The 26,135-nt window shown below is 73.1% G+C and carries 24 protein-coding genes; 16 read left to right on the plus strand and 8 right to left on the minus strand.

Translation table 11 applies throughout. The features are described 5' to 3' along the window. The first annotated feature begins 66 nt into the window (after positions 1–66). The 3 genes from cobC to cobA are packed head-to-tail and all read left to right on the plus strand — an operon-like array spanning position 67 to position 3,469. Positions 67–1,149 (plus strand): Rv2231c family pyridoxal phosphate-dependent protein CobC, encoded by a 1,083-nt coding sequence (gene cobC, locus IF06_RS0122120; protein WP_030273280.1) that lies wholly within the window; start codon positions 67–69, stop codon positions 1,147–1,149. Beyond that, entirely contained in the window at positions 1,149–2,222 is a 1,074-nt protein-coding gene (gene cobT, locus IF06_RS0122125; RefSeq protein WP_030273283.1) for a nicotinate-nucleotide--dimethylbenzimidazole phosphoribosyltransferase, read from the plus strand. The genes cobC and cobT overlap by 1 nt, the downstream gene beginning before the upstream one ends. Beyond that, a complete protein-coding gene (gene cobA / locus IF06_RS0122130; RefSeq protein ID WP_013475462.1) occupies positions 2,219–3,469 on the plus strand; it encodes a uroporphyrinogen-III C-methyltransferase in 1,251 nt (416 codons plus the stop codon). The genes cobT and cobA overlap by 4 nt, the downstream gene beginning before the upstream one ends. Positions 3,470–3,639: 170 nt before the next feature. Here the strand turns inward: cobA and otsB are convergent, their stop codons facing one another. Continuing rightward, the gene (gene otsB, locus IF06_RS0122135; RefSeq protein WP_013288080.1) at positions 3,640–6,240 is read right to left on the minus strand and encodes a trehalose-phosphatase; all 2,601 of its coding nucleotides are present in this window, start codon (positions 6,238–6,240) and stop codon (positions 3,640–3,642) included. Beyond that, positions 6,237–7,637 (minus strand): alpha,alpha-trehalose-phosphate synthase (UDP-forming), encoded by a 1,401-nt coding sequence (locus IF06_RS0122140; protein WP_013288079.1) that lies wholly within the window; start codon positions 7,635–7,637, stop codon positions 6,237–6,239. Before IF06_RS0122140 ends, otsB begins: the two co-directional genes overlap by 4 nt. Positions 7,638–8,016: 379 nt before the next feature. Between IF06_RS0122140 and ettA the strand changes: the two genes are divergently transcribed. From ettA to IF06_RS0122160, 4 genes are all read left to right on the plus strand, one after another. Further along, a complete protein-coding gene (gene ettA / locus IF06_RS0122145; protein ID WP_013288078.1) occupies positions 8,017–9,693 on the plus strand; it encodes an energy-dependent translational throttle protein EttA in 1,677 nt (558 codons plus the stop codon). Between the two features lie 13 nt (positions 9,694–9,706). Beyond that, positions 9,707–10,150, plus strand: a complete 444-nt coding sequence (locus IF06_RS0122150; protein WP_013288077.1) for an acyl-CoA thioesterase — start codon at positions 9,707–9,709, stop codon at positions 10,148–10,150. Further along, positions 10,147–10,809, plus strand: coding sequence for a hypothetical protein (locus IF06_RS0122155; protein ID WP_030273286.1), 663 nt, complete (start codon positions 10,147–10,149; stop codon positions 10,807–10,809). The genes IF06_RS0122150 and IF06_RS0122155 overlap by 4 nt, the downstream gene beginning before the upstream one ends. A 131-nt stretch (positions 10,810–10,940) precedes the next feature. Beyond that, a complete protein-coding gene (locus IF06_RS0122160; protein WP_013288075.1) occupies positions 10,941–11,525 on the plus strand; it encodes a YbjN domain-containing protein in 585 nt (194 codons plus the stop codon). Positions 11,526–11,532: 7 nt separating this feature from the next. Here the strand turns inward: IF06_RS0122160 and IF06_RS0122165 are convergent, their stop codons facing one another. The 3 genes from IF06_RS0122165 to IF06_RS0122175 form a co-directional block, all read right to left on the minus strand. Next, positions 11,533–11,919, minus strand: coding sequence for a globin (locus IF06_RS0122165; protein WP_174361815.1), 387 nt, complete (start codon positions 11,917–11,919; stop codon positions 11,533–11,535). Between the two features lie 78 nt (positions 11,920–11,997). Further along, positions 11,998–13,371: an MFS transporter gene (locus tag IF06_RS0122170; protein ID WP_030273289.1), complete on the minus strand. Its 1,374-nt coding sequence runs from the start codon at positions 13,369–13,371 to the stop codon at positions 11,998–12,000. A gap of 233 nt (positions 13,372–13,604) precedes the next feature. Continuing rightward, entirely contained in the window at positions 13,605–14,660 is a 1,056-nt protein-coding gene (locus tag IF06_RS0122175) for a mechanosensitive ion channel family protein (protein WP_030273292.1), read from the minus strand. Between the two features lie 228 nt (positions 14,661–14,888). Here IF06_RS0122175 and IF06_RS0122180 point away from each other — a divergent pair, with 228 nt between their 5' ends. Next, entirely contained in the window at positions 14,889–15,428 is a 540-nt protein-coding gene (locus IF06_RS0122180) for an HNH endonuclease (protein WP_013288071.1), read from the plus strand. A gap of 9 nt (positions 15,429–15,437) precedes the next feature. On the opposite strand, the gene IF06_RS0122185 is transcribed toward IF06_RS0122180, so the two are convergent. The 3 genes from IF06_RS0122185 to IF06_RS0122195 form a co-directional block, all read right to left on the minus strand. Continuing rightward, positions 15,438–16,307, minus strand: a complete 870-nt coding sequence (locus IF06_RS0122185) for a class F sortase (protein ID WP_030273294.1) — start codon at positions 16,305–16,307, stop codon at positions 15,438–15,440. Between the two features lie 14 nt (positions 16,308–16,321). After that, positions 16,322–16,831: a hypothetical protein gene (locus IF06_RS0122190; protein WP_013288069.1), complete on the minus strand. Its 510-nt coding sequence runs from the start codon at positions 16,829–16,831 to the stop codon at positions 16,322–16,324. A 78-nt stretch (positions 16,832–16,909) separates the two neighbouring features. Continuing rightward, complete coding sequence (locus tag IF06_RS0122195) at positions 16,910–17,350, minus strand: Lrp/AsnC family transcriptional regulator (RefSeq protein WP_013288068.1); 441 nt, start codon at positions 17,348–17,350, stop codon at positions 16,910–16,912. A 142-nt stretch (positions 17,351–17,492) separates the two neighbouring features. On the opposite strand from IF06_RS0122195, the gene IF06_RS0122200 reads away from it, so the two are divergent. From IF06_RS0122200 to IF06_RS0122235, 8 genes are read left to right on the plus strand one after another with little or no spacing between them, the layout of a single operon-like run. Beyond that, the gene (locus IF06_RS0122200) at positions 17,493–18,377 is read left to right on the plus strand and encodes a tryptophan 2,3-dioxygenase (protein WP_030273297.1); all 885 of its coding nucleotides are present in this window, start codon (positions 17,493–17,495) and stop codon (positions 18,375–18,377) included. 14 nt (positions 18,378–18,391) lie between these two features. Next, the gene (gene kynU / locus IF06_RS0122205) at positions 18,392–19,672 is read left to right on the plus strand and encodes a kynureninase (RefSeq protein WP_030273299.1); all 1,281 of its coding nucleotides are present in this window, start codon (positions 18,392–18,394) and stop codon (positions 19,670–19,672) included. Further along, complete coding sequence (locus IF06_RS0122210) at positions 19,669–20,997, plus strand: FAD-dependent oxidoreductase (RefSeq protein ID WP_030273302.1); 1,329 nt, start codon at positions 19,669–19,671, stop codon at positions 20,995–20,997. Before kynU ends, IF06_RS0122210 begins: the two co-directional genes overlap by 4 nt. 20 nt (positions 20,998–21,017) lie before the next feature. After that, the gene (locus tag IF06_RS0122215) at positions 21,018–22,499 is read left to right on the plus strand and encodes a 2-hydroxymuconic semialdehyde dehydrogenase (protein WP_030273305.1); all 1,482 of its coding nucleotides are present in this window, start codon (positions 21,018–21,020) and stop codon (positions 22,497–22,499) included. Positions 22,500–22,555: 56 nt separating this feature from the next. After that, positions 22,556–23,353: a 2-keto-4-pentenoate hydratase gene (locus IF06_RS0122220; RefSeq protein ID WP_013288063.1), complete on the plus strand. Its 798-nt coding sequence runs from the start codon at positions 22,556–22,558 to the stop codon at positions 23,351–23,353. Then, complete coding sequence (locus IF06_RS0122225; RefSeq protein ID WP_030273307.1) at positions 23,350–24,285, plus strand: acetaldehyde dehydrogenase (acetylating); 936 nt, start codon at positions 23,350–23,352, stop codon at positions 24,283–24,285. The genes IF06_RS0122220 and IF06_RS0122225 overlap by 4 nt, the downstream gene beginning before the upstream one ends. Beyond that, on the plus strand, positions 24,282–25,337 hold the full coding sequence (gene dmpG / locus IF06_RS0122230) for a 4-hydroxy-2-oxovalerate aldolase (RefSeq protein WP_013288061.1): 1,056 nt from the start codon (positions 24,282–24,284) through the stop codon (positions 25,335–25,337). The genes IF06_RS0122225 and dmpG overlap by 4 nt, the downstream gene beginning before the upstream one ends. Beyond that, a complete protein-coding gene (locus IF06_RS0122235; RefSeq protein ID WP_030273308.1) occupies positions 25,334–26,107 on the plus strand; it encodes a 2-keto-4-pentenoate hydratase in 774 nt (257 codons plus the stop codon). Before dmpG ends, IF06_RS0122235 begins: the two co-directional genes overlap by 4 nt. Positions 26,108–26,135 lie beyond the last annotated feature (28 nt).

Genomic DNA, 26,135 nt, shown 5'->3' on the forward strand with positions numbered 1-26,135 from the left:
GACCGTGACGCGACCCACGCCGGGATGCGCTGTCCCGGGCGGCGGCTACCCGGCAGGATCGCGGACATGCCCGCAGCACCGACCGGGAGCGCCGCCGCGCTCGACGAGCCCGACCTGGGCCACCACGGGGACGCCGAGGCCACTCCCGGCCTGGTGGACCTGGCGGTGAACGTGCGCCGCGCCCCGATGCCGGACTGGCTGGCCGACCCGATCACCGCCGCGCTGGGCGACCTGGCCGCGTATCCGGACCCGGCACCGGCCCGCGCCGCCGTCGCTCACCGGCACGGGCGACCCCCGGAGGAGGTACTCCTCACCGCCGGCGCCGCCGAGGGTTTCGTCCTGATCGCCCGCGCGCTGTCCGGCGTCCGCCACCCCGTTGTGGTGCACCCGCAGTTCACCGAGCCGGAGGCCGCGCTGCGGGCCGCCGGGCACCGGGTCGACCGGGTGCTGCTCGACCCGGCCGACGGCTTCCGCCTGGACCCGGCCCGCGTCCCCGGCGACGCCGACCTCGTCATGATCGGCAACCCCACGAACCCGACCTCGGTCCTGCACCCGGCGGACACCATCGCCGCGGTGGCCCGTCCCGGCCGGGTGCTCGTGGTCGACGAGGCCTTCGCCGACACCACAGCCGCGCCCGGCGTCGACGGCGAGCCCGAGTCGCTCGCCGCCCGCCGCGACCTCCCCGGCCTCGTGGTGGTCCGCAGCCTCACCAAGACCTGGGGCCTGGCCGGGCTGCGGATCGGCTACCTGCTCGGCGACGCCGCGCTGCTGGCCCGGTTCGCCGCCGCGCAGCCGCTCTGGGCGGTCTCCACCCCGGCGCTCGCCGCCGCCACCGCCTGCGCCGCGCCGGCCGCCGTCGCCGCCGAACGCGCCATCGCCGCCGAACTCGCCGCCGACCGCGACCACCTGGTGGCCCGCCTGTCCGGCCTGCCGGGGGTACGCGTGGCGGGCCGCCCGGCTGCCGCCTTCGTCCTGATCCACGTGGCCGGCGCCGCCGACGTACGCGAGCGGCTGCGCGCCCACGGCTGGGCGGTACGCCGGGGCGACACGTTCCCCGGGCTCGGCCCGGACTGGCTCCGGATCGCCGTACGCGACCGGCGCACCACCGACGCGTTCATCGAGACGCTGGCACGGATCCTGGAGGCATGATGCTGGAGTCCACAGTCGCGGCGATCCGGCCGCTGGACGAGGCCGCCATGGCGGCGGCCCGCGAGTTGCAGGGGCGGCTGACCAAGCCCGCCGGCTCGCTCGGCGCCCTGGAGCCGCTCTCGGTACGCCTCGCCGGGCTGGCCGGCGCCTGCCCACCGCCACTGCCCGAACCGGCCGCGGTGGCGATCTTCGCCGGTGACCACGGCGTGCACGCCCAGGGCGTGACCCCGTGGCCGCAGGAGGTCACCGCCCAGATGATCGCGAACTTCCTGGCCGGCGGCGCGGTGGTCAACGCGTTCGCCCGCCAGGCCGGCGCCTCGGTCACAGTGGTGGACGTCGGCGTGGCCACCCCGATCCCCGGTGCCGACGAGCCCGGTGACCCGGCCGGGCCGCGCCTGGTGGCCGCGAACGTACGGCCCGGTACCCGCGACATGACGGTCACCGCGGCGCTGACCCGGGACGAGGCCCGCGCGGCCGTCGAGACCGGCATCCAGGTCGCCGGCGAGCTGATCGACGCCGGGGCGGGCATCCTGCTCACCGGCGACATGGGCATCGGCAACACCACCCCGTCCGCCACGCTCATCGCCGCGTTCTCCGGCGTGGACGCCGAGGCGGCCACCGGCCGGGGCACCGGGGTCGACGACGAGACGTACGCCCGCAAGGTGGCTGTGGTGCGGGCCGCGCTGGCCCGGCACGAGCCCGGCCCGGCCGACCCGCTGGGCGTGCTGGCGACCGTCGGCGGGCTGGAGCACGCCGCGCTGACCGGCCTGATCCTCGGCGCCGCCGCGCGCCGGGTGCCGGTGCTGCTCGACGGCGTGATCGCGGTGAGCGCCGCGCTCGCCGCCGCCGCGTTCGCGCCGGACGCCGTGGGCGCCATGGTCGCCGGGCACCGCAGCGCCGAGCCGGGCGCCACGGCGGCGCTGCGGCACCTCGGCCTGGAACCGCTGATCGACCTGGGGCTGCGGCTCGGCGAGGGCACCGGAGCGCTGCTCGCCCTGCCGGTGGTCACCGGCGCGGTCCGGGTGCTGCACGAGGTGGCGACGTTCGACTCCGCCGGGGTGGCGGAGAAGTGACCGGGCCGACGCCGCCGAGCCCGTACCCGCTGGGGTTGCGGCTGGGCGGGCGGCGCGTGGTCGTCGTCGGCGGGGGAGCGGTCGCGACCCGGCGGGTGCCCGCGCTGCTCGACGCCGGCGCGGACGTGCTGCTGGTGTCGCCCGAGCTGACCCCGGCGCTGCGCGCGCACGTCGACGCCGGGCGGCTGCACTGGGAGCCGCGCCGGTTCGTCCCCGGCGACCTGGACGGTGCGTGGCTGGTCCAGGTGGCGGTCGACGACCGGGCCGCCGCCGCTGCGGTCAGTGCCGCCGCGGCCGAGCGGCGGATCTTCTGCGTACGCGCCGACGACCGGACGGCGGCGAGCGCGTGGACCCCGGCGGTGACCCGGCACGGACCGGTCACAGTGGCGGTCCTCGGCGGCGGCGACCCCCGCCGAGCGATGGCGACCCGCGACGCCATCCGCGCCCTGCTCGGAAGGAAGGGCCCCCTTTTAACGCCTGCGGTAGAGGAAGGGCCCCCTCTTAACACCGGAGGGCGCGTCGCACTCGTCGGATCCGGACCGGGCGACCCGGAACTGATCACCGTGAAGGGGTGGCGGCTGCTCACCGAGGCCGAGGTCGTCGTCGCCGACCGGCTCGTGCCCGGCCTGCTCCTGGACGAGTTGCGCCCGGACGTCGAACTGGTCGACGCCTCCAAGATCCCGTACGGGCCGTCCCGTGCCCAGGAGGAGATCAACCGGATCCTGGTGGACCGGGCGCGGGCCGGCAAGGTGGTGGTACGGCTCAAGGGCGGCGACCCGTACGTCTTCGGCCGTGGCGGCGAGGAGTTGCTGGCCTGCGCCGAGGCGGGCGTGCCGGTGACTGTGGTGCCCGGCGTGACGAGCGCGATCGCTGTGCCGGAGGTGGCCGGGGTGCCGGTGACCCACCGGGGCGTGGCGCACGAGTTCACAGTGGTCTCCGGGCACCTCGCGCCCGACGCGCCCGCGTCGCTGGTGCGCTGGGACGCCCTGGCCGGGCTGCGGGGCACGCTCGTGATCCTGATGGGCCTGAAGAACCTCGCCGCGATCGGTGCCACCCTGATCGCGCACGGCAAGCCGGCTGACACTCCCGCCGCGGTGATCCAGGAGGGCACCACAGCCGCCCAGCGGATGCTGCGCTCCACGCTGGGCAGGGTCGCCGCCGACGTCGAGGCCGCCGCGCTGCGCCCACCCGCGATCGTGGTGCTCGGCGACGTGGTCCACGCCCTGACCCCGCCCGCCGCCCCCTGATAGCGCCGATCTTGCACTTGGTGCCCGCCCGGTGCCCGTTATGGCCCCTTCGCCGGGGCAGCAAGTGCAAGATCGCCGGGCTGGGGGCGGGGCTGGGGCTGGGGCTGGGGTGGGACGGGGACGGCGGCGGGGACCTTGGGTCCTCGCCGCCGTCTGGTGCTTTGGTCAGGTCACTGCTTGAGCATGTTGTCCAGCAGCAGGGCGCAGCGGATCAGGCCGAGGTGGCTGTACGCCTGCGGGTGGTTGCCCAGCCCGCGCTCGGCCAGCGGGTCGTACTGCTCCGGCAGCAGCCCGGTCGGCCCGGCCGTGTCGACCATCTGGGTGAACAGCTCCTCGGCATCGCTGCGGCGGCCGGTGCGCAGGTACGCCTCGATCAGCCACGACGTGCAGATGTGGAAGCCGCCCTCCCGGCCGGGCAGGCCGTCGTCCCAGTGGTACCGGTAGACGACCGGACCGCTGCGCAACTCCGCCTCGATCTTGAGCACGGTGGAGAGGAAACGCGGGTCGTCGCCGGCGAGCAGCCCGGAGATGCCGATCCACAGTGACGAGGCGTCCATCTCCTCGTACCCGTAGGCGACGCTGTACGCCTCGGCCTCCGGGTGCCAGCCGTGCTCCAGCACGTTTGAGGCGATCCGGTCGCGCAGCTCGACCCACTCGGGCCGGTCCTCGCCGCCGTGGCGGCGTACGACGTGCAGCGCGCGGTCCACCGTCATCCAGAGCATGACCTTGGAGAAGACGTGGTGCCGCGGGGGGAGGCGGGCCTCCCAGATGCCGTGGTCGGGCTCGTGCCAGCGGCGGCGTACCGCCTCGACCATGTTCTCCAGCACCCGCCACTCGTCGTCGCGGATCGAGCCCCGGGCGTCGGCCACCGCCGCGATCAGGTCCGCGACCGGGCCGAAGACGTCGAGCTGGAGCTGGTGGTTGGCGAGGTTGCCGACGCGTACCGGCCGGGAGCCGGCGTAGCCGGGCAGCGTGTCGATGACCGCCTCGGCGCCCAGTTCGAAGCCGTCCACCGTGTAGAGCGGGTGCAGCCGCTCCGGGTGCCCGCCGGTGCGCTCGACCACGCCGTCGATCCAGCGCAGCAGCCCTTCGGCCTCCTCGGTCGAGCCGAGGTCGACCAGCGCGCGGGCGGTCATCGCGGCGTCCCGCAGCCAGCAGTAGCGGTAGTCCCAGTTGCGGACACCGCCCAGTTCCTCCGGCAGCGACGTGGTGGCCGCGGCGAGGATCGAGCCGGTCGGTTCGTGGCAGAGACCGCGCAGCGTCAGCGCGCTGCGGGCGACCAGGTCCCGGGCAGTCGCGGGCAGCCGCAGCGAGGCCACCCAGTCCTTCCAGGGCTGCTCCGCGGCGGCCTGCCGCTCGTGCAGCGGCAGCCGGTGCGGCTCCAGGCTCTGCGTGCCGAAGCGCAGCTCCAGCACCACCTGGCCACCGGCGGCGGACAGGTCGACCACCGCCTTCGCGGTCTCGTAGCCGGCGTCGTTGGTGACCTCCCACTCGACGCCGGGGGAGTGCAGCGCGACCGGCTCGTTGGAGCCGAGCACCAGCAGGCCGTCGTCGAGCGGCTGGAGCTGCACCGCCACCTGACCGAACTCGGGGCGCGGCGCGAACTCGACCCGGGCCCGCCCGGTGCCGCTGAGCACCCGGACCAGTGTCGAGTCGCCGCTGACCACTGCGGGGTCGTCCGGCGTGGTCTCCCGTACCGGCAGGTCGAGCCAGTCGGTCACGGTCAGGCCGGACCAGCGGGTCTCGACCGTCATCGTGTTGCTGCGGTAGCGCTGGCCCAGCGGGATGCCGCCCCGCTCCGGGCCGACCGTGAAATGCCCGGCCGGGCTGCCGCCGACCAGGTCGGCGAAGATCGCCGCCGAGTCCGGCTTCGGGTGGCACAGCCAGGTGATCTTGGCTTCCGGTGTGACGAGCGCGACGGTACGGCCGTTGGCGAGCATCGAGTGCCGCTCGATCGGCACCGCCCGCTCGCCGAACAGCCAGTGCCGCCGCGTCTCCAGCAGCAGCCCGAGCGCCCGGGCCGCCTCGATCGGCTCGGCCACCCGGTAGTCGGCCCGGGTCTCCCCGGGACCGATCTTGATGCCGACGTCCGGCCCGGTCAGGTTGCCGAAGGCGTTCTCGTCGGTGACGTCGTCGCCGATGAACAGCACCGCGCTCGCGGCGAGCTGGGTGCGGAGCTGGTCGACGGCGGTGCCCTTGTTGGTGACGACCACCGACAGCTCGATGACCTCCTTGCCCTGGGTGACTGTCACGCCCTCCCAGGTCGCGGGGCCGTTGCGGACCGCCTCGACGGCCCGGGCGGCGACGTGCGGGTCGACACCGCGGGTGTGCACTGCGACGCTGGCCGGCTTGCGTTCCAGGCGGATGCCCGGGTGCTCGGCGGCGATCTCGCGCAGCGCCTCGCGGAGCCGGTGCCGGACCGCGATCAGCTCGGGGGTGAGCCGCTCGACGAAGCCGATGTCGAACTCCGAGCCGTGGCTGCCGACGAGGTGCACCTCGCTGGGCAGCCGCGAGAGCGTGGCCAGGTCGCGCAGCGCCCGGCCGGAGACGACGGCGACGCTCGTCTGCGGCAGCGCGGCGAGCGCGCGTACGGCCGCCACCGACTCGGGCAGCGGCACTGCCTTGCTGGGGTCCTCGACGATCGGCGCCAGCGTGCCGTCGTAGTCGCAGGCGACCAGGAGTTGCGGAACCCGGGCGATACGGCCGATGGCGGCACGCAGTTCGGGATCCAGCACGCCGCCGTGGGCGGCGGCGGGGGCGGGCGAGGTCACGCAGCCTCCGTATCGGGGACGCCGAGCTCGCTGAGGAACGACTTGGCCCAGTGGCCCACGTCGTGGCTGCGCAGATGGCGCTGCATGACGCGCATCCGGCGGCGGGCTTCGGGCTTTTCGACATGCACGGCCCGCAGCAACGCGTCCTTCACCGCGTCCGGGTCGTGCGGATTACACAGGAACGCCTGGCGCAGCTCTGTCGCGGCGCCGGCGAACTCACTGAGCACGAGCGCGCCGCCCTGGTCGGCGCGCGATGCGACGTACTCCTTGGCCACCAGATTCATTCCGTCTCGCAGCGGGGTCACCATCATCACGTCGGCCGCGACGTACATCGCGGCCAGTTCGGAGCGACTGTACGACTGATGCAGATAATGCACTGCAGGCACGCCGACCCGGCCGAATTCACCATTGATCCGGCCAACCTCGCGTTCCACCTTCACCCGAAGTGCCTGGTAGTGCTCCACGCGCTCGCGGCTGGGCGTGGCGACCTGCACCATAACCGCGTCCGGAACTGTCAACTTTCCGTCAGCGAGGAGTTCTCGGAAGGCCTTCAGCCGGAGTTCGATGCCCTTGGTGTAGTCGAGCCGGTCGACGCCCAGGATGATCGTCTTCGGGTTGCCCAGCTCCTCGCGGATCTGCTTGGCCCGGGCCTGGATCGCGGGGTCCTCGGCCAGCCGCTCCATCTCCTTGGTGTCGATCGAGATGGGGAACGCGCCGGCCTTCACCTGCCTGCCGTCGACCTGGATCATCTGGCCCTCGTAGCGCAGGCCGAGCAGGTGCCGGGCCAGCCGGACGAAGTTCTGCGCCGCCAGGCGCTGCTGGAAGCCGACCAGGTCCGCGCCGAGCAGTCCACGCAGGATCTCGGTGCGGAACGGCATCTGCATGAACAGCTCGATCGGCGGGAACGGGATGTGCAGGAAGAAGCCGATCCGCAGGTCCGGCCGCAGCTCGCGGAGCATCGCCGGCACGAGCTGGAGCTGGTAGTCCTGGACCCAGACCGTCGCGCCCTCGGCCGCCACGTCCGCCGCGGCCTCCGCGAACCGGGCGTTGACCAGCCGGTACGCCTCGCGCCAGCGCCGCTTGTAGGCGGGCGTCTCCACCGCGTCGTGGTAGAGCGGCCAGATCGTCGCGTTCGACTGGCCCTCGTAGTAGCGCTCCAGCTCCTCGGCGCTCAACGGCACCGGGTGCAGCCGGATGCCCTCCAGGTCGAACGGCTCGGGCGCGGCGCCGGTGCCGCCGGCCCACCCCACCCAGGTGCCCTGGTGCTCGGCCAGCACCGGGTGCAGCGCGGTCACCAGCCCGCCGGGGCTGCGCCGCCACTGCCGCCCCTCGGGTGTGCTCACCTCGTCGACCGGCAGACGGTTGGCCACTACGACAAAGGAGCTACGGACGGTCACGATCGGCCACCTCCGGGTACTGACGGGTCCACCGCGATGAGCGTACTGAGCGTAGCTGCGGCGTCTGATCCCCCGTGCCGGAGTTACCTACCCGTCCCAGAACCGCCGAACCCAACGCGTGATCTTGTCGACACCCGGGCCCGTAGTTCGGCTCTTCCCGGTCGTACCGGAGACGTCCATGAGTGCTACCGGTGTCGGCGACGAGGCTCGCCGCCGTACCCCTGGGGTGGGGTGATGTGGGCGTGGCGGTCCGTACCTGTCAGGATTGACGGCGGCGTGCGTGCGGCCGGCTCCCGGCCGGCGGCGGCAGGCGGAGATCGACGCCCGCGCCCCGCACCCGACAAGCCCGCGATCGCAACCGACGGAGGTAGCCCGCACCGTGGCCCAGTTCATCTACGTCCTGGACAAGGCGCGCAAGGCGCACGGCGACAAGGTCGTGCTCGACAACGTGACGCTGAACTTCCTGCCGGGTGTCAAGATCGGGGTGGTCGGTCCGAACGGCGCCGGTAAGTCCAGCCTCCTCAAGATCATGGCAGGGCTGGACCGGCCGAGCAACGGCGAGGCCCGGCTCATGCCCGGCTACTCCGTCGGCATGCTCGCGCAGGAGCCGCCGCTCAACGAGGAGAAGACGGTCCTCGGCAACGTCGAGGAGGCGGTCGCCGAGACCAAGGCCAAGCTGGAGCGGTTCAACGCCATCGCCGAGCAGATGGCCACCGACTACTCCGACGAGCTGATGGAGGAGATGGGCAAGCTCCAGGAGGAGCTGGACGCCGCCGACGCGTGGGACATCGACTCCAAGCTCGAACTGGCAATGGACGCGCTGCGCTGCCCGCCGCCGGACGCCGACGTCACCCAGCTCTCCGGTGGTGAGCGCCGCCGGGTGGCGCTGTGCAAGCTGCTGCTGGAGGCGCCGGACCTGCTGCTGCTCGACGAGCCCACCAACCACCTGGACGCGGAGAGCGTGCAGTGGCTGGAGCAGCACCTGGCGAAGTACGCCGGCACCGTCCTGGCGATCACCCACGACCGGTACTTCCTGGACAACGTGGCCAACTGGATCCTGGAGCTGGACCGCGGCCGGGCCTACCCGTACGAGGGCAACTACTCCACCTACCTGGAGAAGAAGGCCGCCCGGCTCTCCGTCGAGGGACGCCGCGACGCCAAGATGAAGAAGCGGCTGTCCGAGGAACTGGAGTGGGTCCGCTCGAACGCCAAGGCGCGGCAGACCAAGTCCAAGGCCCGCCTGGACCGCTACGACGAGATGGCCGCCGAGGCGGAGAAGACCCGGAAGCTGGACTTCGAGGAGATCCAGATCCCGCCGGGCCCGCGTCTGGGCAACACGGTCATCGAGGCGCAGAACCTCACCAAGGCGTTCGGTGACCGGGTGCTGATCGACGACCTGTCGTTCTCGCTGCCCCGCAACGGCATCGTCGGCATCATCGGCCCGAACGGCGTCGGCAAGACCACGCTGTTCAAGACCATCGTCGGGCTGGAGCAGCCGACCGGCGGCTCGGTCCGGGTCGGCGAGACCGTCTCGCTGTCGTACGTCGACCAGAACCGGCAGGGCCTGGACGGCGACAAGACCGTCTGGGAGGTCGTCTCCGACGGGCTGGACCACCTCATGGTGGGCAAGGTCGAGATGCCGTCCCGGGCGTACATCGCCGCGTTCGGCTTCAAGGGGCCGGACCAGCAGAAGCCGACCAAGGTGCTCTCCGGCGGCGAGCGCAACCGGCTCAACCTGGCGCTGACGCTCAAGATCGGCGGCAACGTGATCCTGCTCGACGAGCCGACGAACGACCTGGACGTGGAGACGCTGTCCAGCCTGGAGAACGCGCTGCTGGAGTTCCCCGGCTGCGCCGTGGTCATCTCCCACGACCGGATGTTCCTGGACCGGGTCGCCACGCACATCCTGGCCTGGGAGGGCGACGACCAGAACCCGGCCAAGTGGTTCTGGTTCGAGGGCAACTTCGAGGCGTACGAGAAGAACAAGGTCGACCGGCTCGGCGCCGAGGCGGCCCGTCCGCACCGGGTGACCTACCGCAAGCTCACCCGCGACTGACCGGGGCCGACCCTTGTCTGACCGATTCGTCTACCACTGCGCGCTGCGCTGGTCCGACCTGGACGCGTACGGCCACGTCAACAACGCCCGCTTCCTCACGCTCTACGAGGAGGCCCGGGTGGCGATGATGTTCGCCGGCGGCCGGGCGTGGGGAGTGGGCTCGTTCGCCGACGGTGTGGTCATCCGCCGGCACGAGGTCGACTACCTGCGCCCGGTCGACTACGCGCTCGGCCGGGCCAGCGCGGAGGCCGCCCCGACGGTACGGATCGAGCTGTGGGTGGACCAGATCAGGGCCGCCTCCTTCTCGGTCGCGTACGAGCTGTACGACGGCGACACGCTGGCCGGCACCGCCCGGTCGCTGCTGGTGCCGTTCGACCTGACGGCGCAGCGCCCGCGCCGGATCTCGCCGGAGGAGCGGGCGTTCCTGCTCCGCTACGCGCCGGGGCTGAGCGGATGACCGGGCACGGGTTGACCGGGACGGCCGACGCCGGGGCCTTCCTGGCCCGGCTGGTCCGGTTCGACCCGGCCACGCTGGTCCGGCTGCGGCCGGTGCCCGGGGCGGGCCGTACCGCCCTCTGGGCGCGTCTGCCGTGGGGGGTGCTCGTGGTCCGAACCGTGCCCGGCACCGCTCCCGGGGACGTCACGGTCGCCGCGGGGGAGCTGCTGGCCGAACTCTCCGCCGGGGGCGCCGCGCTTCCGGTACGCCGGGACGACGGCTGGCGGTGGCAGCTCCCACCGGCCGCGAGCCGGGCGGTGGAGGCGCTGCCCGGCGCCGAACTGCTCCGGATCGCGGAGGCGGCGGCCGGGACGCTGCGCGAGGCGGCCACGCACGGCGTGGCGGGCCGCGCGGTCGGGCAGCGGGTGCTGCGGGACGCGCTGCTGGACCACGTCGCCGTGGTGGTGACCCCGGACGAGGCACCTCGCACACCCGTCGAGGTGTCGCAGCGGCTGGTGCAGGCCCTGGTCCGGATGGGTTTCCTCGGCGCGGGCGCGGACGACGTTCAGGTGCGTACGGCTGGTCGATGGGTCGGACTCGTCGGACCGTTCGGGGCGGCCTGGTCGCGTACCGTCGCCGATCTTGCACTCAGGCCGACGGTAGGTCATCCGAACGGATGACCCCGCTTCGTCCTTCCGGTTTGGGGCGGTCGTTGGGGGGATGCCTCACGCCGTCTGTCCGGGTACCGTCCATCCTCGGATCCAACGCACCGTAGGCGTCCGGATCCGCTGGGGAGTGAGGTGCGCGAGCGATGCCGTGGTGGTCATGGCGCCCTGGTCCCGCCGCTGGCGGGGAGCCGGAGACTCGAAGCGGGACCACAGTGGATGACACCATCCGGGTCGGCCCACCGACCCCTCGCCAGCCGGGGGACGACGTGGCGCCACCTGAGCGGCCGGTCCTCGCGGACATGCCGGCCACCGTCGCGCCGGTCACCCTGAGCCGGGTCTGCGACGCGCTCGACCTGCTCGACGTCCGCTATCTGGCCGACGGCGACGGCAACCTGCTGGCCATGTGGGAGCGGCACGCCGTGCTCGTCGCGCTGGAGGGCCCGGACGACGAGATCCTGGTGATGCGGGCCCGCCCGCACGCGACGGTCCCGCCGGACTGGGCCGACCGGGCCTACCGCGTCGTGAACGAGTGGAACCACACCCGGCGCTTCTGCAAGGCGTACATCGGCGACCCGACCGAGCGCGGTCAGCTTCCGATCTACGCCGAGTTGCAGGTCCCGCTCGGCGCCGGCGCCCACGACGCGCTGCTCGTCGAGATGCTCGACTGCGGCGCCGCGGTCGCCGTGACGTTCGTCGACTGGCTGCACGACGAGGGCGCCCTGCTCTGAGCCGGGCTCAGCCCGCGGCCGGGTCCTCCATCACGTTCACCATGAAGTAGGCGGCCCGCTCCAGGTAGTCCCAGAGCGCGGCGGCGAGCTGCGGCGGCAGGTCGAGCGTGTCCACCGCCCGGCGCATGTGGTGCAGCCAGGCGTCCCGCTCGGCCGCGCCGATCCGGAACGGGGCGTGCCGCATCCGCAGCCGCGGGTGGCCGCGCTGCTCGGAGTAGGTGTGCGGTCCGCCCCAGTACTGGATGAGGAACAGGGTCAGCCGGTCCGCCGCCGGGCCCAGGTCCTCCTCCGGGTACATCGGCCGCAGCAGCGGGTCGTCGGCCACACCGGCGTAGAACTCGTCCACCAGCTTGCGGAAGGCCGGTTCACCGCCGATCGCCTCGAAGAGGGTCATCGACTCGCCTGGGGAAGTCACGCTTCCATCCTGCCAGGTGCGGCCCGGCACCCGCGCCCGCCCGCCGGGCGGCGCGGATCACGTCACCGCGTGCCGGTGTCGCCCGTGCTCGCGGTTCCGGTCACCGGACGCGGGGCCGGGCGCGTGCGCGTGCGCCGGCCCGCCACCGGCCGCCGACTCGGCGCGGGCGGCCGCGACGGCCTCGTGGATCACCTGTGGCCGGGGCCAGGCGAGCGCCGCCACCGTCATGATCAGCACACCGGCGGCGCTCCAGACGCCGACCACCGACGGGACCGAGAACCGCTCCGCGAGCGCGCCCGTGACCAGCACCGCGGCACCCTGGATGATCTGCGTGCCGCTGGCCATGACGCCGAACGCCCGGGCCCGGAAGCCGTCCGGCAGCGCCTGCACGAACAGGCCGTTGGCGACCGGGACGAGCCCGGCGACGGCGAAACCGCACCCCCCGGCCAGCAGCGCCACCACCGTCGGCGGCGGGTTGAACAACGCGGGTACGAGTGTCGCCGGCGCGATGATCATCAACGGTCGCATCAGCGTCAGCCGCCGCTCCGGGCCGACGAGCCGGCTGATGGTCAGCCCGCCGAGGATGTAGCCGACCGGGACGGCGGCCATGATCAGCCCCTGCGCGGTGCCGGCGTCCATCCGGCCGTCGGTCCGGTCGGCGGCCCAGCCCGCTGCCAGTCCCTCGGGGACGATCGAGAAGAGCATCGCGCTGAACACCAGCACCGCGATGGCGCGCAGCACCGGCCGCTCGAAGACGATCCGGAAGCCCTGGACGGTCTCCCGCAGCAGGTGGCTGCGGTGCACCTCGGCCATCGCCGGTGGCCGCTCGCGGACGCCGAAGCGGACCAGCGCGGCCGAGACGGCGAAGGTCACGGCGTTGACGAGCAGCGCGGTGTTCGGGTTGAGCGCCGCCACCGTGGCGCCGATCAGGTAACCGACGACCTGGGCTGCCTGGCCGGCGCTGGTGAACGCGGCCAGGCCCACGACCAGCCGGTCGCCGGTCAGGAGGTGCGGCATCAGCGCCGACCGCGCCGCCTGGCTCGGCGGGTTCGCGAGCGTGGCCAGGAAGATCAGCGCGAAGATCGACCAGGTCGGCATCCAGGGCATCGCGACCAGCGCCATCAGCGCCATCCGGAGGAGGTCGCAGACGACCATGACCCGGCGGTAGTTGTGCCGCTCGGCGAGCGCGGAGAGCAGCGGGCCGCCGACCAGCCAGGGAAGGTAGCTGGCGGCGAACGCGGCGGCGGAGAGCGCGACCGAATCGGTCTCGCGCAGCACGAGCACTGTGACCGCGGCGCGGGCCAGGTAGTCGCCCACCCAGGAGAGGGTGTTGGCGGCGAAGATGGCGCGGAACTCCGACTGACCGAAGACGTCCCGGAAGGTGGCCGGGGCCTCCCGGGCGGGTCGCGCGTCGGACACCGTCGCCTCCATCGTTCCTGGTCGACCACTTGTGATGGCCCGACCGGGAACCGTCGTCAGATCAACCGATCAGCGAGGACACGAGCACGCCCCCCGGTGGAGCGTGTGCACCGGATTCTGCCCGATCGTCTGACAACTGGCTAGGGCGAACGGATTGATCGTCGCATCTCCGACTGAACGAACGGACGATACCCGAGGGGCCGCGCGGTGCGGAACCCCGGAAATCGTCCGGCTCGTCCGGCGACTCAGGTGGGTCCGCCGGTGCCCGTACCCTCGGCGGCGGGCGGCGCCGGTGGCTGGACCGGCAGGCCCGGGAACAGTCGTGCGGCCGCGATCTGCGCGACGATGCCGGAGTTCTCCAGCGCCTCCGCGAGGCGGCGGCGCAGCTCGCGGCCGACCGCGAACTGCCCGTCCGCGGTGGTCTTGACGACGGTACGGATCACCGCGCCGTCGACTGTCATCTGCTCGACGCCGAGGACCTCCGGCTCCTCCACGATGCTCGGCGCCAGCTCCGGGTCCAGCGCCACCGACGCCGCCGCGGTGCGCAGCACGGCGGTGGCCTCCTCGGTGCCGGCGAACCCGATCGGCAGGTCGACCACGACGAGCGCCCAGCCCTGGCTCTTGTTGCCGACGCGGACGATCTCGCCGTTGCGGATGTACCAGAGCACGCCGCGGCCGTCCCGGACCGTGGTGACCCGCAGCCCCACCGCCTCGACCACGCCTGTGGCCTCGCCCAGGTCGACCGTGTCGCCGACGCCGTACTGGTCCTCGATCAGCATGAACAGGCCGGCGATCAGGTCCTTGACCAGGCTCTGCGCGCCGAAGCCGAGCGCCACGCCGGCGATGCCCGCGCTCGCCAGCAGCGGGGCCAGGTCGAAGCTGAACTCCTTGAGCACCATCAGCAGCGCGATGCCGAAGACGAACGCGGTGACCATGCTGCGCAGCACCGACCCGATCGCCTCGGCCCGCTGCCGCCGCCGCTCCGGCACGAACTGGTCCGGGTCGAGCGAGGCGCTGGGGATCCGCTCGCGCAGCGGGCGGAGCATGGTCGGCACCGCGCCGTCGGTGGTGGTCCGCACCAGCCGGTTGATGGTCCGGTGCAGCGCCCACCGGGCGGCCACCGCGAGCAGCAGGATCAGCGCCACCCGCAGCGGCTTGAACAGGATCCAGTAGCTGCTCTCGGCGAACCAGGCGGAGTTCGTCACTCGGTACACCCACTCGCATGAGCTGCTGCCCTGGCAGTCCGGCTTCCGGTCGGAGACGGCGGCCAGCACGGCGGAGATCAGGTCGGAGACGTTCACTCTGCTTTCGTACCGCACGCCTGGCGGGCGGCGGACACCGCCACCTCGGCGAAGTGTCGCTACCCGGGGGGTAGCCCCGGATTAGTACGTGCAATCCGGGGCGCGATCAGGGACTATTGGCGCAACGGACGTCGGTGATCCGGCCGGCGTCGGAGCCGTCCCGCGCTGTCCGCGGGGCGGTTCCGACGCAGACGAGGCGGGAGCGACTGGACCGGGAGGGTGAGCGCGATGCCTGACATACGACCCACGGCGGGCTCCGGTGCACTCGTTCTCAACGCCACCTACGAGCCCCTGTGCGTCGTGTCGGTGCGTCGTGCCGCGATCCTCGTCCTCTCCGCCAAGGCGGTCTGCGTCGCCGACGGCGAGGGCATCCTGCACAGCGCGCGCAACGCGTTACCGGTGCCCTCGGTGGTGCGCCTGACCCGCTACGTCCGGGTGCCGTACCGCACCCACGTCGGGTTGTCCCGGCGGGCCGTGTTCGCCCGCGACGGATGGCGGTGCGCCTACTGCCGGGGGCCGGCCGAGACCATCGACCACGTCTTCCCGCGAAGCCGGGGCGGCCGGCACGCCTGGGAGAACGTGGTCGCCGCGTGCGCGCGGTGCAACCACACCAAAGGCGACAAGACGCCCGCCGAGCTGGGCTGGCGGCTGCACCACCTGCCGGCCGCGCCCAAAGGAGCCGCCTGGCGGGTGCTCGGGCACCGCGCCCCCGACCCGCGCTGGGCGGACTGGCTCGACCTGCGCGAACCCGAGCCCGAGGCGGCCTGACCGGCCCGCTCAGCGCGCCTTGACCAGCGCGGCGTAGACGACCAGGTTGTCCGCGTACCCGGTCTCGCCGCCCACCCAGCGCCCGCCGCACGTGATCAGCCGCAGGTTGGGCCGGCTGAAGTCGCCGTAGACGTCCTCCACCGGCAGCTTCTCCTTGCCGTACCGCTCGATCGAGGTCACCTCGAACACCGCCACCGACCGGTCCTCGCGGGTCACCTCGATCCGGTCGCCGTCGTCCAGCTCCTTCAGTCCGTGGAAGACGGCCGGACCGGTGGTGGTGTCGACGTGCCCGACGAGCACGGCCGGTCCGTACTGGCCGGGGGTGGGGCCCTGGTCGTACCAGCCGACCTCGCCTGCGCGCTCCACGTCCGGCACCGCGATGCTGCCGTCCGGCGCGATGCCGACCCGGTGCACCGGCGCGCGCAGGTTCAGCTTGCCGATGCTCAGGTCCGTCGGCGGGCTGGCCGGCAGCACCGGGAACTTCTTCGGCGGCGGGCGCAGGCCGGCGACGATCCGGTCCGGCAGCACGCTGACCCCGGTCACCCGTTCCACGCCGAGCATGGCCACGATCAGCGCCATCACGCTCGCCACCACGAGCACCGGGACGCCGGGGCTGCGGCTCGGGGCGTACCGGCGGGTGGTGGTCCGTCCGGCGCGGGCCTCGACCGGCCGGGACTGCGGGTCGGCGGTGGCGACGCTGGCCGAGAACGCGTGCCCGGCGACGTGGGCGAACCGGCGCGCGGCCCGGGACGTCAGCCGCAGCGCGGCCCGGAGCCGGCCGGCGCGCTCCGGCGACCGGCGACCGGGACGGGCGGCGGCGCGGCGGGTGCGGTCCGCCGCCGGGGCGGTACGGTCCCGGCGGCGCGATGAGCGGGCCATTGCGGCACCTCTCGTCAGCCGCGGCCGCCGGGCTTGCGGCGGGCGCTCACACCGGCCACCACTGCCACCGCGACCAGGCCGCCGACCAGCAGCAGCGAGCCCGTGCCCCGGCTACCCGCGGTGCCACCGCCGCCGGTCGCCGGCCCCTTGCTCGGCTGCGCCATGTTGAGCACTGTGAGCATCGTCGAGGCGGTGTTGCCGTTGGAGCAGTCCAGGTTCACCGGGTAGTCGCCGGGCGCCTTGTTGCCGGGCACGGTGACCGAGCCGGTGAGGAAGCCGTTGTCGGACCGCAGCGTCACCCGCCCGAAGGCGTCCGAGGTGACCTGCGCCTGGCGGTTGTTGCTGTTGTCGCAGCCGGCCCGCAGGTTGACCCGGGAACCGGCCTGGACGCTGTTCGGCGTCACCTCGATGAACACGCTCTCCCCGGCCCGGGCCGGCGGCGCGGTGGTCAGGACGAACGCCGCGACCAGGCCGAGCAGGCCCAACAGGGACGACAACGCACGATGTGACACGAGCCCTCGCATGGTTCCCCCCTCCCGGCGCGACGATGCGCCGGACCACTGACGGGCAGCGGCGCCTGCTTTCCCGGAGGGCGGGGGTAGCTAACGGGGCGCCTTGACCACGGGGTGCCAGGCCAGCGGGGTGGACAGCACCATCGTGCTGGACGGCTGCCCGTACGGCGCGAGACGGTCGATGACCTCCTCGAACTCGCCCATGTTCGTGGCGGCGACCTTGAGCATGCTGCACGCGTCCCCGGTGATCCGGTGGATCTCCATGATCTCCGGCCAGCCCGCGACGTCGGGGTCGTTGAGGATGCAGCGTGCGCCGTAGCAGGACATCCGGATCAGCGCGAGCACTGTGCGTCCGGCCCGGGTGAGGTCGACGTGGGCGTGGTAGCCGGTGATCACACCGGCTTCCTCCAGCCGCCGTACCCGCTCGGCCACAGCGGGCGGCGACAGGTGGACCCGGCGGGACAACTCGCTGTACGAGAGCCGGGCGTCGGCCTGGAGCTCGCGCAGCAGCGCCCAGTCCATGTCGTCCACGCGCGGACCTTCCTTCCGTAAAGACAGCGACGCGAGATGGTTTCGGTTCGCGAAGTGAGACCACCATACCGCCGTTGAACAGGCATTCCATTCGGCCGTCCACCAGCGGGATCATGACTTCTACCCCGCGCACGGACGGAGAATGACTGTGGAACAGACGACGGCGGTGCGCCCGGTAACCCCCCAGGAACGGGCGGCTCGGGCGGCGCGCAACGGCGGCGAGCCGACGCTGGAGTTCGCCGACCGCGTGCCGTACGACGCGTACGTACGGGCCAGCACACTGCACCGGCTCCAGGAGCCGCTCAGCGACGACCCGGGCGAGATGTCCTTCCTGATGGTCAGCCAGATCATGGAGCTGTACTTCGGCCTGACCTGCCACGAGCTGCGGCACGCCAAGCGCGAGCTGCGCGAGGACCGGATCTGGGAGGCCCTGCCCCCGCTGCGCCGCGCCGCCCTGCACCTGGAGGGCCTCAACGCCGCCTGGCACGGCCTGCGCTGGATGAGCCCGGCCGACTTCAACCGCTTCCGCGACCGGCTCGGCGAGGGCTCCGGCTTCCAGTCCGCCATGTACCGGCAGCTGGAGTTCCTGCTCGGCCTGCGCGACCGGGCGCTGATCCGCCCGTTCCGCCGACAGACCGAGGTGTACGACGAGCTGACCGCCGCGCTCGCCACGCCGAGCCTCTGGGACGAGGTGGTGGCGCTGCTGGCCCGCAAGGGCTTCGACGTGCCGGCCGAGCTGCTGTCGCGGGACGTGAACGCCGAGCACGAGGCGCACCCGGCGATCGAGGCGGCCTGGGTCCGGATCTACGGCGACAACGGCCCGGACAACCACCTGCGCCTGCTCGGCGACGCGCTGACCGAGATCGCCGAGGAGTTCGGCGACTGGCGCTGGAACCACGTCAAGGCCGTCCAGCGCACGATGGGCGCCAAGGTCGGCAGCGGTGGTTCCGCCGGACTGGCATGGTTGCAGCGCAGCATGGCCCGGGTGGTCTTCCCGGAGCTGTGGTCGGCCCGCACCGCGATGTGACGAGAGAGAACAGCATGCACACCCCCGAGAACGAAGCCCTCCGCCGCGACGCCGCCGACCCCGGCCACCGGCACCTGTTCCACATCCCACCCGCCGACGGCGGGCGCTACCCCGACACGGCGTACCTGGCGGGCAACTCGCTCGGCCTCCAGCCCCGGGCCACCCGGGACGAACTCCTCGCCGACCTGGACGCCTGGGGTCGCCTCGGCGTCGAGGGGCACCTGGAGTCGGAGCGCCCCTGGCTGCCGTACCACGAGCTGCTGACCGCACCGGCCGCCCGCCTGGTCGGCGCGCTGCCCGCGGAGACCGTGGTGATGAACTCCCTCACGGTGAACCTGCACCTGCTGATGGTCAGCTTCTACCGGCCGGCCGGCGAGCGCACCCGCATCGTCATCGAGGACAGCGCGTTCCCCTCGGACAGCTACGCCGTGCGCAGCCAGGCCCGTTTCCACGGCCTGGACCCGGACACCACTGTGGTACGCCTCAAGCCGCGCCCCGGCTCGGACACGCTCGGCACCGAGGACGTGCTGGACTTCCTGGCCCGCGAGGGCCACACGGTGGCGCTGCTGATGCTCGGCGGCGTGAACTACCTGACCGGCGAGCTGATGGACATCCCGGCCATCACCGCTGCCGGCCGGGCCGCGGGCGCGGTGGTCGGCTGGGACCTGGCGCACGCCGCCGGCAACGTGCCGCTGGCGCTGCACGACTGGGACGTGGACTTCGCCGCCTGGTGCTCGTACAAGTACCTCAACTCCGGCCCTGGCGCGCTGGGCGGCGTCTTCGTCCACGAGCGGCACCTCGGCGACCCGTCGATCCCGCGGTTCGAGGGCTGGTGGAGCACCGAGGCGGCCACCCGGTTCGAGATGACCCCGGTGTCCCGGCCGCCCGCCACAGTGGAGGCGTGGCAGATCTCCAACCCGCCGATCTTCGCGATGGGCCCGGTGCGTACCTCGCTGGAGCTGTTCGACTCCGTCGGCATGCCCGCGCTGCGCGAGCGCAGCCTGCGGCTCACCGCCTGGCTGGAGCAGCTGCTCGACGAGGTGACGCCGGGCCGCCCGCTGACAGTGGTCACCCCGCGCGACCCGGCCCGCCGTGGTTGTCAGCTCTCGGTGCGGATCGGGGTGGGCAGCGCGAACGAGCTGACCAAGCGGCTGCGGCACGAGCACGGCGTGGTCGCCGACGCCCGGGAGCCGGACATCGTCCGGTTCGCGCCGGTGCCGCTGTACTCCTCGTACCACGACTGCTGGCGGGTCGCCGAGGCGCTGGCGGCAACGTTCGAGAAGGAGGGCTCGTGAGCGAGCGCGACGAGATCGCCGTGGTCGGCGCCGGGCTGGCCGGCTGTCTGCTGGCCTGCCACCTGGCCCGGCGCGGCTACCCGGTGGCCCTCTACGAGCGGCGGCCCGACCCGCGTACCGGCACCGCCGAGCGGGGCCGGTCGATCAACCTGGCGCTGTCCGAGCGTGGCCTGGACGCGCTGCGCCGCATCGGCCTGGAGGACGAGGTCATGGCGGACGCGCTGCCGATGCGCGGCCGCATGATCCACCCGGTCGAGGGCGAGCCGGAGTTCCAGTCCTACAGCGGCTCCGGGGACCGGGCGATCAACTCGATCAGCCGGGGCGCGCTGAACAACGCGCTGCTCGACGCCGCCGCCGCGCTGCCGAACGTGCGCGTCGCGTTCGACCACCGGCTGGTCGGGCTCGACCCGCTCGGCGGCGAGATGACGTTCGAGACCCCGCAGGGCAAGGTCACCGCCACCGCCTCGGTCGTCCTCGGCGCCGACGGCGCCGGCTCCGCGGTGCGTGGGCAACTGCTCGCGTACGGCGGCCTGACCGAGAGCCTGGACTTCCTCGACTACGGCTACAAGGAGCTGACCATCCCGCCGCTGGGCGGGGAGTTCGCGCTCGACCCGGGCGCGCTGCACATCTGGCCGCGCGGCACCTCGATGATGATCGCGCTGCCGAACCCGGACCGCTCCTTCACCTGCACGCTGTTCTGGCCCACCCACGGCACCCGCAGCTTCGCCTCGCTGAGCAGCCCGGCGGCGATCGAGCAGTTCTTCGCCACCCACTACCCGGACCTGGTCCCGCTCGCGCCGAACCTGGTCGACGACTACCAGCACAACCCGGTCGGTGTGCTCGGCACCGTGCGCTGCACGCCGTGGCAGGTGGCAGGCAGGGTCGGCCTGATCGGCGACGCCGCGCACGCCATCGTGCCGTTCTACGGCCAGGGCGCGAACTGCGCGTTCGAGGACGTGGTCGAGCTGGACCGCTGCCTCGACGAGTGCGACGACGAGTGGGCCGCCGCGCTGCCGCTGTTCCAGCACCGCCGCCAGGACAACGCCGAGGCGATCGCCCGGATGGCGCTGGCGAACTTCGTGGAGATGCGGGACAAGGTCGCCTCGCCGGTGTTCCGGACCCGCAAGCAGGTCGAGCACGCGCTGGAGCGCGCGCTGCCCGGCCGCTACGTCTCCCAGTACGAGCTGGTCTCGTTCTCCACCACCCCGTACGCGCAGGTGCGCCGCCGGGTGCGCGCGCAGTACGCGGTGGTCGGCGCGGTAGCGGCCGGCGCGGTCGCGCTGCTGGCCGGCGGTGTCCGCGCGGCGCTGGGGAGGCGGCGATGACGCTCTGGGATCCCCGCCTGATGACCGGCCACGCGCCGGACGGTCCCGGCCTGCTGCGCAACTTCGTCGGCGGCGAGTTCGTCGACGTCGGCAGCCGGTTCACCAAGCGCAGCCCGGTCACCGGCGAGCCGGTGTTCGAGGTGGTCGAGGCGTCCCAGTCGACAGTGGACGACGCGGTCGCCGCGGCCCGGTCGGCGCTGCGCGGCCCGTGGGGCCGGATGGGGGAGCGGGAACGCGCCGAGGTGCTGCGCCGGGTCGCCGACGAGCTGGAGCGGCGCTTCGACGACCTGGTCGCCGCCGAGGTCGCCGACACCGGCAAGGCCATCTCGCAGGCCCGTACGCTCGACATCCCGCGCGGCGCTGCGAACTTCCGGGCGTTCGCCGAGATCGTGGCCACCGCGCCCACCGAGTCGTTCACCACTGTGACCCCGACCGGGGGCCGGGCGCTGAACTACGCGGTCCGCAAGCCGGTCGGCGTGGTCGCGGTGATCGTGCCGTGGAACCTGCCGCTGCTGCTGCTCACCTGGAAGGTCGCCCCGGCCCTGGCCTGCGGCAACGCCGTGGTGGTCAAGCCCAGCGAGGAGACCCCCGCGTCGGCCACGCTGCTGGCCGAGGTGATGGCCGCGGCGGGCGTGCCCGACGGCGTGTTCAACCTGGTGCACGGCTTCGGCCCCGGCTCGGCCGGCGAGCACCTGACCCGGCACCCGGGCGTGGACGCGATCACGTTCACCGGCGAGTCGGCGACCGGCAGCGCGATCATGCGCGCCGCCGCCGACGGGGTGAAGGCGGTCAGCTTCGAGCTGGGCGGCAAGAACGCCGGCCTGGTGTTCGCCGACGCCGACCTGGACGCGGCGGTCGCCGGTTCGGTGCGGTCCAGCTTCACCAACGGCGGCCAGGTGTGCCTGTGCACCGAGCGCATCTACGTGCAACGGCCGGTGTTCGAGGAGTTCACCGCGCGGCTGGCCAAGCGCGCCGACGAACTGGCGTACGGCTGGCCGGACGACGAGGCCACGGCGAACATGCCGCTCATCTCGCACGGTCACCGGGACAAGGTGCTCGGCCACTACGCGCTGGCCCGCACCGAGGGCGCCGAGGTGCGCGCCGGTGGGGGCACGCCGCGCTTCGGCGACGGCCGCGACGGCGGGGCGTACGTGCAGCCGACTGTGCTCACCGGCCTGGGGGCGGACGCCCGCACCAACCAGGAGGAGATCTTCGGACCGGTGGTGCACGTCGCGCCGTTCGACGACGAGGACGAGGCGTACGCGCTGGCCAACGGCACCGCCTACGGCCTGGCGGCGACGGTGTGGACGCGGGACGTGGGCCGGGCGCACCGGGCCGGCGCCCGGCTCGACGCCGGCATCGTCTGGGTGAACACCTGGTTCCTGCGCGACCTGCGCACCCCGTTCGGCGGCGTGAAGGCGTCCGGCGTGGGCCGCGAGGGCGGCGTGCACTCGCTCGACTTCTACTCCGAGCTCACCAACGTCTGCGTGGACCTGTCATGAGCGCGCGCGGTGGGCAGAATGGCCGGAATCCCCAGCGACGTAAGCGAGGAGCCGCCATGACCGTGGACATCGAGGCCGCCAACCGGGAACTCGCAGTGGCCCGGCAGGAGGGGAAGCCCTGCCCGCCGCTGCGCGGCCGGCTGCTGCCCGAGGGCGACATCGAGGCCGCGTACCAGGTGCAGCAGGTCTACACCCGGCAACGGCTGGGCAAGGGACACCGCCGCGTCGGCGCGAAGATCGGGCTGACGTCGCGGACCGTGCAGGAGAGCTTCGGCGTCTTCCAGCCCGACTTCGGGGTGCTGTTCGACGACATGGCCGTCGGTGACGGCGTCGAGGTGCCGATCGGCCGGCTGCTCCAGCCGCGGGTGGAGGCGGAGATCGCCTTCGTTCTCGGCGCGGACCTGCCGGACGAGCGGGTCACCACAGTCGACCTGATCCGGGCGGTGGACCACGTGCTGCCGGCCATCGAGATCGTCGACTCGCGGATCGCCGACTGGGACATCTCCATCGTGGACACGGTCGCTGACAACGCCTCCAGTGGGCTGTTCGTGCTCGGCACCGCGCCCCGGCGGCTCGCCGACGTGGACCTGCGGCTGTGCGGCATGGTGCTGGAGCACGCCGGTGAGCCGGTCTCGGTCGGCGCGGGCGCGGCCTGCCTCGGCAATCCGCTGCACGCGTTGCAGTGGCTGGCCGCGACCATGGCCCGGGCGGGCGACCCGCTCAAGGCCGGTGACGTGGTGCTCTCCGGCGCGCTCGGCCCGATGGTGCCGGTCACGCCCGGCGCCGCGTACGAGGCGCGCATCTCCGGGCTCGGCTCGGTGCGTACCTGTTTCTCCTCGGAGGGAACGTCATGACTGTCGGAGTGGCGGTGCTCGGGTCGGGCAACATCGGCACCGACCTGATGATCAAGGTGTTGCGGCTCAGTGAGAGCCTGCGCATGGTGGCGATGGCCGGCATCGACCCGGCCTCGGACGGTCTGGCCCGGGCCCGCCGGCTCGGCGTGACCACCACCGCCGAGGGCGTCGACGGCCTCGTGGCGCTGCCCGAGTTCGCCGACGTCCAGCTCGTCTTCGACGCCACCTCGGCCGGCGCGCACAAGCGTCACGACGAGGTGCTGCGGGCGCACGGCCGTACCGTCGTCGACCTGACGCCCGCGGCGATCGGCCCGTACGTGGTGCCGCCGGTGAACCTCGACGAGCACCTGGGCGAGCCGAACGTCAACATGGTGACCTGCGGCGGCCAGGCCACAGTGCCGATCGTGCACGCGGTCGGCCGGGTCACCCCCGTCGCGTACGGCGAGATCGTCGCCTCGATCGCCTCGAAGTCGGCCGGGCCCGGCACCCGGGCCAACATCGACGAGTTCACCGAGACCACCGCCCGCGCCATCGAGGTGGTCGGCGGCGCCGAGCGCGGCAAGGCCATCATCGTGCTGAACCCGGCCGACCCGCCGCTGCTCATGCGTGACACGGTCTACTGCCTGTGCCCGGACGCCGACGCCGACCGGGGCGCGATCGCCGCCTCGGTGGCCGACATGGTGAAGGCCGTGCAGGAGTACGTGCCCGGCTACCGGCTCAAGCAGGACGTGCAGTTCGACGCCGTGGACACGTACGCGCCGGTGCTGGGCCGGCACATCACCGGCCTCCAGGTGTCGGTGTTCCTGGAGGTCTCCGGCGCCGGGCACTACCTGCCCGCGTACGCCGGGAACCTGGACATCATGACGTCGGCCGCGCTGCGTACCGCGGAGCGGCTGGTGGCGCTGCGTTCCCCGGAGGTGAGTGCGCGATGACCGACCTCTACATCCAGGACGTGACGCTGCGCGACGGCATGCACGCCGTCGCCCACCGCTACACGGTCGACCAGGTGCGTACCATCGCGGCCGCGCTGGACGCGGCCGGCGTGGCGGCGGTCGAGGTGGCGCACGGCGACGGCCTGGCCGGTTCCAGCGTCAACTACGGGCACGGCGCCGCAGCCGACGCGGACTGGATCGCCGCCGCCGCCGAGGTGCTGACCACCGCGCGGCTCACCACGCTGCTGCTGCCGGGCATCGGCACCATCGCCGACCTGAAGGCGGCGAAGGCGCTCGGCGTGACCAGCGTCCGGATCGCCACCCACTGCACCGAGGCGGACATCTCCGCCCAGCACATCGCCTGGGCCCGGGAGAACGACATGGACGTCTCCGGGTTCCTGATGATGTCGCACCTCAACGACCCGGCCGGGCTGGCCGCGCAGGCCAAGCTCATGGAGTCGTACGGCGCGCACTGCGTCTACGTCACCGACTCCGGCGGGCGGCTGCTGATGTCGGACGTGGCGCAGCGCGTCGACGCGTACCGGCAGGTGCTGGAACCCGAGACGCAGATCGGCATCCACGCGCACCACAACCTGTCGCTGGGTGTGGCGAACAGCGTGCTGGCGGTCGAGCACGGCCGGATCCTCGGCGACGGCCCGCTCGGCTCGCCGTCCGGACGGACCGTCCGGGTGGACGCGTCGCTGGCCGGTATGGGCGCCGGCGCGGGCAACGCGCCGCTGGAGGTGTTCGTGGCGGTCGCCGAGCTGCACGGCTGGAAGCACGGCTGCGACGTGTTCGCGCTGATGGACGCCGCCGACGACCTGGTCCGCCCGTTGCAGGACCGGCCGGTCCAGGTCGACCGGGAGACGCTCTCCCTGGGGTACGCGGGTGTCTACTCCAGCTTCCTGCGCCACGCCGAGCGGGCCTCGGCCAAGTACGGCGTGGACGTCCGCTCGATCCTGGTCGAGCTGGGCCGCCGCCGGATGGTCGGCGGCCAGGAGGACATGATCGTGGACGTGGCACTGGACCTGGCGGGTAGGGAGAACTCATGATCGGGCCGGACATCGCCGGCATCGCGGAGAAGCTGGGGGCGGCGGCCGACGACGCCACCGCGATCCCGCAGCTGGCCGCCGAGACCGGCCTCGACGTGGACGCCGCGTACGCGGTGCAGACCGCGCTGGTCAAGCGCCGCCTCGACCGGGGTGAGCGGCTGGTCGGCCTCAAGATGGGGCTCACCAGCAAGGCCAAGATGGCGCAGGTCGGCGTGGACGAGGTGATCTGGGGCCGGCTGACCGACGTGATGCGGGTGCCCGACGGCGGCGGCGTCGACGTCGGCGACTTCATCCACCCCCGGGTCGAGCCGGAGGTGGCGTTCCTGCTGGACCGGCTGCCCGACCCGGGCGAACCGGTCGGCTCGTTCACCCGTGCCGTCCGCGCGGTCGCCCCGGCGATCGAGCTGATCGACTCCCGGTACGCGAACTTCACCTTCTCGCTGCCGGACGTGATCGCCGACAACACCTCGGCCGCCGCGTTCGTGGTGGGGCCGTGGTCGCCGGTGCCGGACGGGCTGGACAACCTCGGCGTGCTGCTGGAGATCGACGGGCGGGTGGCGCAGGTCGGCTCGACCGCTGCCATCCTCGGCGACCCGCGCCGCGCGCTGGACGAGGGGCTGCGGCTGGCCGGCCGGCACGGCGTACGACTGCGCAAGGGCTGGGTGTTCCTGGCCGGCGCGGCCACCGCCGCGGTGCCGCTGCGCCCCGGTGCGCACGTCCGCGCCACTGTGGAGAAGCTGGGTTCCGCCTCGATGAAGGCTCTCTCGTGAGCGCGAGGAGTGAGCCGGGTCTGCGAGC

This window comes from Micromonospora globosa, assembly GCF_000717585.1.
Taxonomy (GTDB): Bacteria; Actinomycetota; Actinomycetes; order Mycobacteriales; family Micromonosporaceae; genus Micromonospora; species Micromonospora aurantiaca.

What these genes read in the sequence shown, in the direction of transcription:
- cobC (WP_030273280.1), top strand. Translation starts at nt 67, where the DNA reads ATGCCCGCAGCACCGACCGGGAGCGCCGCCGCGCTCGACGAGCCCGAC.
- cobT (WP_030273283.1), top strand. Translation starts at nt 1,149, where the DNA reads ATGCTGGAGTCCACAGTCGCGGCGATCCGGCCGCTGGACGAGGCCGCC.
- IF06_RS0122155 (WP_030273286.1), top strand. Translation starts at nt 10,147, where the DNA reads ATGACCGGGCACGGGTTGACCGGGACGGCCGACGCCGGGGCCTTCCTG.
- IF06_RS0122160 (WP_013288075.1), top strand. Translation starts at nt 10,941, where the DNA reads ATGCCGTGGTGGTCATGGCGCCCTGGTCCCGCCGCTGGCGGGGAGCCG.
- IF06_RS0122165 (WP_174361815.1), bottom strand. Translation starts at nt 11,919, where the DNA reads ATGACCCTCTTCGAGGCGATCGGCGGTGAACCGGCCTTCCGCAAGCTG.
- IF06_RS0122170 (WP_030273289.1), bottom strand. Translation starts at nt 13,371, where the DNA reads ATGGAGGCGACGGTGTCCGACGCGCGACCCGCCCGGGAGGCCCCGGCC.
- IF06_RS0122180 (WP_013288071.1), top strand. Translation starts at nt 14,889, where the DNA reads ATGCCTGACATACGACCCACGGCGGGCTCCGGTGCACTCGTTCTCAAC.
- IF06_RS0122185 (WP_030273294.1), bottom strand. Translation starts at nt 16,307, where the DNA reads ATGGCCCGCTCATCGCGCCGCCGGGACCGTACCGCCCCGGCGGCGGAC.
- IF06_RS0122190 (WP_013288069.1), bottom strand. Translation starts at nt 16,831, where the DNA reads ATGCGAGGGCTCGTGTCACATCGTGCGTTGTCGTCCCTGTTGGGCCTG.
- IF06_RS0122200 (WP_030273297.1), top strand. Translation starts at nt 17,493, where the DNA reads ATGACTGTGGAACAGACGACGGCGGTGCGCCCGGTAACCCCCCAGGAA.
- kynU (WP_030273299.1), top strand. Translation starts at nt 18,392, where the DNA reads ATGCACACCCCCGAGAACGAAGCCCTCCGCCGCGACGCCGCCGACCCC.
- IF06_RS0122215 (WP_030273305.1), top strand. Translation starts at nt 21,018, where the DNA reads ATGACCGGCCACGCGCCGGACGGTCCCGGCCTGCTGCGCAACTTCGTC.
- IF06_RS0122220 (WP_013288063.1), top strand. Translation starts at nt 22,556, where the DNA reads ATGACCGTGGACATCGAGGCCGCCAACCGGGAACTCGCAGTGGCCCGG.
- IF06_RS0122225 (WP_030273307.1), top strand. Translation starts at nt 23,350, where the DNA reads ATGACTGTCGGAGTGGCGGTGCTCGGGTCGGGCAACATCGGCACCGAC.
- dmpG (WP_013288061.1), top strand. Translation starts at nt 24,282, where the DNA reads ATGACCGACCTCTACATCCAGGACGTGACGCTGCGCGACGGCATGCAC.
- IF06_RS0122235 (WP_030273308.1), top strand. Translation starts at nt 25,334, where the DNA reads ATGATCGGGCCGGACATCGCCGGCATCGCGGAGAAGCTGGGGGCGGCG.